This window comes from Vibrio sp. 1727 (genome assembly GCF_033344415.1).
In the GTDB taxonomy this organism is placed as follows: Bacteria; Pseudomonadota; Gammaproteobacteria; order Enterobacterales; family Vibrionaceae; genus Vibrio; species Vibrio alginolyticus.
In genome coordinates this window covers 1-701 of the sequence record NZ_JAWPOT010000265.1, presented here as the reverse complement: position 1 = coordinate 701, position 701 = coordinate 1, and the positions used below count along the sequence as shown (strand labels likewise).

Annotated in this window: 1 pseudogene; it reads right to left on the bottom strand. The window is 46.9% G+C overall.

The window, feature by feature from the left end:
- Positions 1–701 (bottom strand): annotated as a pseudogene (locus R8O10_RS25155) (polymer-forming cytoskeletal protein); the annotation flags it as partial.

Below are 701 nucleotides of genomic sequence, written 5' to 3'. Positions count from 1 at the left end.
GGGAGATCGTCACCGCACATCAACGCCATGTCATCAGATGGTGTCACCGTCAGGCCCAAGTCATCGTTACTTGGAGGCAACATGCTACACTCAGGCGGCGGAGTTGCGGTGCTCGGACAAATGGAGCTCGAGTAATCGCAACGTGATTGGCCAACACCGCAGAACTGAGAATACTTGCCAGTTACACTATGAGGGTGCGAACTTCCCGGCGTTTGTTGGATTTCGCCGCAAACCTGACTTCCAACACCTTGATTAAAGTTTAATGTCTGGAAGTACTTAATCGCAGTATCTTTCGCGTAGAACGAACCGTTCAGTGCGGCAGATGCACCTTTGGACTCCGTCGTGCCGTAAACCGCCATATCATCAATAAGCAGAGAACTGTGCGCCACAATATCACCGACGACGAAATGTTGTTGGAAAGGGTGATTCGTCTTGAGATGCAATTGATGGCCTTTTGATTCAATGGTGCCACAAACGTTAGCATTGATTATATCGGTCGTACTGTGAGTCAAAATTTTACCAATAATGGTGTTGTACTTACCGTCAATATGAAGCGTCGACCCCGTTAGCTCTATATCCCCATCGATGAGAACATTATGCAGTTTTGTTGGGTAGGCCGACAGAAGGTCACCATAAATAACAGTGTGTTTGTTTTGGTAATCTTCAATGCTCGAAGCTTGCTCATTGTTAACCTTCAACTC